Annotated in this window: 4 protein-coding genes; 2 read left to right on the plus strand and 2 right to left on the minus strand. The window is 58.5% G+C overall.

Going from position 1 to position 5,563, the window contains the following annotated elements; translation table 11 throughout:
* Positions 1-612: 612 nt before the first annotated feature.
* On the minus strand, positions 613-1,590 hold the full coding sequence (locus tag WB528_RS27345; RefSeq protein WP_423892464.1) for a Bug family tripartite tricarboxylate transporter substrate binding protein: 978 nt from the start codon (positions 1,588-1,590) through the stop codon (positions 613-615).
* Between the two features lie 138 nt (positions 1,591-1,728).
* On the opposite strand from WB528_RS27345, the gene WB528_RS27350 reads away from it, so the two are divergent.
* The gene (locus WB528_RS27350) at positions 1,729-2,673 is read left to right on the plus strand and encodes a LysR family transcriptional regulator (protein WP_423892465.1); all 945 of its coding nucleotides are present in this window, start codon (positions 1,729-1,731) and stop codon (positions 2,671-2,673) included.
* A 313-nt stretch (positions 2,674-2,986) separates the two neighbouring features.
* Here the strand turns inward: WB528_RS27350 and WB528_RS27355 are convergent, their stop codons facing one another.
* Positions 2,987-4,174 carry an alpha/beta fold hydrolase gene (locus WB528_RS27355; RefSeq protein ID WP_423892466.1) on the minus strand — a complete coding sequence of 396 codons (1,188 nt, stop codon included), beginning with the start codon at positions 4,172-4,174 and terminating at the stop codon, positions 2,987-2,989.
* Positions 4,175-4,331: 157 nt separating this feature from the next.
* Here WB528_RS27355 and mddA point away from each other — a divergent pair, with 157 nt between their 5' ends.
* Positions 4,332-5,117, plus strand: a complete 786-nt coding sequence (gene mddA / locus WB528_RS27360) for a methanethiol S-methyltransferase (protein ID WP_423892467.1) — start codon at positions 4,332-4,334, stop codon at positions 5,115-5,117.
* Positions 5,118-5,563: the final 446 nt, after the last annotated feature.

Here is a 5,563-nt window from a genome sequence, read left to right on the forward strand (position 1 = left end):
CGAGGAGCCAGAATCGCAAAGGGAACCTTGTCATTGGTAGGAACGGTTGGTCGAGAGAATATGGCGACGAGAAATCCGCACCAGCTCGCGAATGAACTAGACACAGCCATAGATAGAGGATGATGCCCGGCAGAATGCCAAGCGGGATTACGGCGCTCCAATTGAGATTTGATCTGCCCGGGATGGCAGTAAGGAAGCTTGAGGCCACAAGCACAAAAGCCAACAGCCTAAGGAGTAGCCACACAATTGCGGGCCGTATTTGAATTCCTCTCCCCTCTCAGCGATCCGTCGCGCGCGGCAGACTTAGACTATTGTATAGGTATCGGAGTCGCGCGCGCAGCCCATTCGCTGAGAATATAGTCGGCGTACCATTTAAGTTTTTCATAACAGTGAAAATGCTTATGTCTGACATTTTTCTCACGACAGCTATTGGCACGTTTCGACTGATAGCCACGTCGGCTTCAACGGCAGCTCTGGAGGGTGAAGCCGACATGGCGGGCAATGGACCAAAAACGACGTTCATGACCCCGAACAGACATGGCGAGTGCAAACTTGCTGCAATGCACCGCGTTAACAGGGACGAAAGGCTACGGCGTCGACGAATTGAGCGCGTCACACCGGCTTGATGTTGGCGAATTTGATCACCTTGGCCCATTTTTCCGTCTCGTCGGCAGCAAATTTGCCGAACTGGGAGGCTGACATCGGCATGGGCTCGGTGCCGAAACCGGCAAGTCGCGCGCTCAGGTCAGTGTGAGCAAGCGCCGCCACCATTTCGCGATTGAGTTTGTGTAGAATATCCGGCGGCGTGCCCTTTGGCGCGTAGACTCCCCACCAGTTGCTGGCCTCATAGCCCGGCAGGACATCCGCAACCGGAGGCACATCCGGCAACGCTTTGGAACGGGTCGTGGTGGTGACGGCCAGTGCACGAAGCTTTCCGCCTCTGATGTACTCAAGAGATGCAGGGATCGGGTCGAACAACACCTGCACCTGTCCGCCTAACAGATCAGTCAGAGCCGGTGCGCCCCCGCGATAGGGCACGTGCACCAAGTTGACGCCTGCCATCATCTTGAACAGCTCGCCAGCAACATGGCCCGGCGTCCCAATCCCCGGCGAAGCCATGCTGAGCTTGCCTGGATTTGATTTGCTGTAGTCGATAAACTCAGAAGTCGTCTTCACTGGCAGCGATGGATTGATCTCCAGGACGAGGGGCGCACGGCCGATCCCTCCCACCGGTGTCAGATCCCGGATGAAATCGAACTTAAGGTTTTTGTAGAGACTTTCTCCGATCGCGTTTGAAGCAGTGACCTGCAAGAGCGTGTAGCCGTCGGGATTGGCCCTGACGACCTCTTCGGCGGCAATGTTGCCGCCTGCCCCTGGGTGATTCTCTACGACGACCTGCCGACCAATTTGCTCCGTTAGCGATTGGGCCATCAGGCGCGCAACGATGTCGCCTGGGCCGCCCGGCGGGAATCCGACGACGAGCCGCACTGGTCGCGCTGGATAGGTCTGCGCTCGTGCGCTGCGCAAAAGAGCGGGAAGCGCGGCAGTGCCCGCCGCCAAACAGAACAGTTTTCGGCGGGATATTGTCATGTGAGCGTCCTCCCGGCTCGTCCGCGATTCGGAAAATCGCAACTTACGACCGATTGGAGGGTAAGTGCCAGGCACGTAAGTTGATAATAGTATTATTTGATGTAGTCATATATATTTTCATATGCGATGGTGCGCGCCATGAGGCTGAGCGATCGAATTGGTAGGCGGATCAAACTACAAGACCTCCACATCCTTATGACCGTTGTTCAAGCGGGCAGCATGGGCAAGGCGGCACGCCAATTGAACACCTCTCAGCCTAACATTTCAAAATCAATCGCCGATCTCGAGCACGCACTCGGCGTTCGGTTGCTTGATCGTCACCGTCAAGGGATCGAGCCTACCGAATTTGGCCACGCGCTGCTCGGTGGAGGCACCGCCGTATTCGACGAACTGCGCCAAACGCTGAAGAATATCGAGTTCCTCGCCGACCCTTCTAGCGGCGAAATAAGGGTTGGATGCACTCCGCTTTTAGCCGCAAGCTTCGCCTCGGCAGTCGTCGATCGTTTGTCCCAGCGCCATCCAGGGATCGTCTTTCATCTCGTGACGGGGTATGCCGAAGCGCTGCATCAGCAATTGCACGAGCGTAAGGTCGATTTTTTGATTGCGCGCCAGCTCGGTCCGCTGTCTGACAAGCAGCTAAGCTTCGAATATCTCTTTCATGATACGGGTGTTATTGCGGTTGGCTCGCAAAGTGCATGGGCACGAAGACGAAAGATTACGCTTGCCGAGATTATCGATGCACCATGGGTACTTTCGCCGCCAGCGAGCGGAATCATATCCATTGCTATGCAGGCCCTCGCCGCCTGCGGCCTCGGGTACCCTCGCGCCACAGTCATCACTGACTCCCCTGAGGTGAGGATGAGTCTTCTAGGGACCGGGCGCTTTTTGACGATTTTTCCCGCTTCGGCGCTGCGATTTCCAGTCGAACGTTCCGAACTCAAAATTCTACCCATTGAATTGCCGATGAAAAGCGTACCGAACGGAGTCGTTATGCTGAAGAACCGCACTGTCAGCCCCGTTGCACGGCTGTTCATTGATACCGCCAGGGACGTTGCAAAACCTCTGGCTAAAGGGCATTCCTGAGTGACGTCTGTTCCTGTGCAGGTTTCTGGTCGGCGGCATGACTGGGCTATCGACGGGCCGATGCGGCCGGCGACCAAAAAGCGCCACGGCACGAAGATACGGGTCTTCGCCACAAGTGATGTCCGAATTCGGTGACAGCCGACCCAGACATCGGACGTGGCAGAACGTACGCGCCTGACCCGTTTCGGACCTGGCGCACAACGTGGGCGGCTTTTCAAGAACATCGCGCTCGTCAGCGTTCGCCGAACGAGACGTTATGGAATATCGCCTGCCAGGTGCTGGGCCTATTCGAGCTTGCCTCGGAGGGCCGGCATCAGCCCTTGAGAAAATTCCGAATTTCGACAAGAAAGCGGATCGTGGCCGGGTCTCGCTCCAAAAGTAGGTGGTTGCATCCTTCGAGTGCGACAAAACGCGAGCCACGGATACCGGCCGCAAGGAGGCGCCCCTCCTCGAACGGCACCGAGGTCTCGCTCCGGCAATGCAGCACGAGCGTCGGGATTTTAACTTTGGCAAGCAGCGCGGTGACGTCGATGTTCTCAGTGGCCTGGCGGAGACGCACGGCATTCTCCGGCGACGCCGTGATCCGCTGCAGATCGTTGAGCCATTGCATCTCTTCGGCCGTGCCGCCGGGGGCAAAGCGCGTCGTGAACATCTGACGAAACGCGGCGTTCTCTTGTCCCCATCCGCGGCGTATCAGGACGGCCAATGCGTCCGCCAGCGCGATGTCCTCGGCGGAGCCGCGCTTGCGCAGGCCGCGCGCGAAGCCGCCATAAAGCACCAGATGGCTGACACGCTCGGGATGCCGCACGACGTAAGCAATGGAGACCGCGCAACCCTGCGAAATGCCGAGCAGCGCGAACCGCTTCAGTCCGGTGGCCTCGACGACGCTCTCCAAATCCCGCACGAATGCCTCGAACGAAATTTCGCCCACCTCCCAGTCGGAGAGACCGTTGCCACGTTCGTCATAACGGATCAGACGATGCTCGAGCGTGAGCGAATGCAGCAAGTGGTTCCAAATCGGGCTTTCCCAGTCATATTCCAGGTGATTGAGCCAATTGGCGGCCTTGATCAGGGGCGGCCCCTGGCCGGCGAGCGCGTAAGCGACGCGGACGCCGTCGGATGTCGTGCAAAAGCGGATTTCCTGCTGCGGCTTGACCAGCAACGGTTTATGCGCCTTGCCGCCCGCGGCCGGCGGCTCGTCCACCGCACAGATGAAGCGCAACCCCTTGCGCGAGATGGTGCGAATGAGCCTCTGATCCTCGCCGCTGTCGCCGACCGCCCTGCGCGCAGCGTTGATGCGGCTGGTCAGCGTCGAATCCGACACGATCCGGCCGCCCCAGACTGAGGCGATGAGATCATCCTTGCTGACCACGCGGTCCCGGTTCTGCACCAAGTAGACCAGGAGGTCGAACACCTGCGGCTCAACGGCAATAGCCTCAGAACCGCGGTGCAGCTCGCGCCGGTCGGTGTCAAGCGTATGATTGGCAAAGAAAAATTGCACGTCGGTGGTCCACCCGGGCTGCAAAGCCGCTCTCAAGGAATAATCGCGCCCATCTCACGGACAAATCAAGCTCCGGGCAAAGTCTTCCGTCGCGGCTTCGGCATTCTGCGCACTTCTCGATTGCGATCCCAGTAGTCGCAATAAACCGGAGGAGACTATGACCCAGACCCAAGCAGTCAACCAAGACACGCGCTCCGGCCAAGGCCATCTCATTGGACGGCTCATCGCGATTCTCTTTGGGTTCACTTCCTACGCAGTGTTCTTCGTCACTTTTCTGTACGCCATCGGCTTCGTATCGGACCTCGTGGTGCCAAAGAGCATTGACACCGGAACAACTGTGCCGATCACGGAAGCGCTCATCGTAAACCTTCTCCTGATGTCCGTCTTCGCAATTCAGCACAGCGTGATGGCGCGCCGGCAATTCAAGATATGGTGGACGCAATACGTGCCGAAATCGGTCGAGCGCAGCACCTATGTGCTGCTGGCCAGCCTGGCGCTTGCTCTGCTGTTTTGGCAGTGGCGACCGATCCGCACCGTGGTGTGGCAGGTCAATGACCCGCAAATCGCCATGGCGGTAACGGGCCTGTCGTTCGTCGGCTGGCTGCTGGTGCTGACCTCGACGTTCCTGATCAACCACTTTGAGCTGTTCGGTTTGCATCAGGTCGCCAACAATCTCGCCGGCCGGCCGATGCCGACGATGCGATTCCGCACACCGTTTTTCTACCAGTTCGTGCGGCACCCGATCTATCTCGGTTTCATCATCGCGTTCTGGGCAGCGCCGACCATGACGGTGGGCCACCTGCTGTTCGCGGCTGTGACCACGGCCTACATCCTGGTCGGCATCATGCTGGAAGAGCGTGACCTCACCGATTTGTTCGGCGACGAATACCGCCGTTACAAGACCCGCGTGTCGATGCTGGTGCCGTGGCGCAAGTCGGCCTGAGGTCGGCTCGGGTCATCGGATTGCGGCACTGGCGCCTTGCCGGTGTCGCACTTGCTTTGCCAACCCCCATGACTTCACTTCCGCGGTGGCATGCGGCTGCTCTGCTCCATTGGGCTCGTGGTACGCCGCCCGTTCTCATCGAACAAGGCATGACCGCTGGCTGACCCAGAAGGGCCGGCTTGCTTCTAGTTTAGGCTAGCATTTGCTGCACCTGCTCACGGCAGCTTTTGGCACGTTTCGACTGATAGCCACGTCGGCTTCAACGGCAGCTCTGGAGGGTGAAGCCGACATGGCGGGCAATGGACCAAAAACGACGTTCATGACCCGGAGCGGACAATCGTATGGTAGTCATGCGAGCCATCAAACTGGTGACGGGTGATTAGCCATGTTGGAAACTGACAAGGTGTTCGCCGGCTCGATTCCGGAAAACTACGACCGCCACATGG

Source organism: Bradyrhizobium sp., from assembly GCF_049586575.1.
In the GTDB taxonomy this organism is placed as follows: domain Bacteria; phylum Pseudomonadota; class Alphaproteobacteria; order Rhizobiales; family Xanthobacteraceae; genus Bradyrhizobium.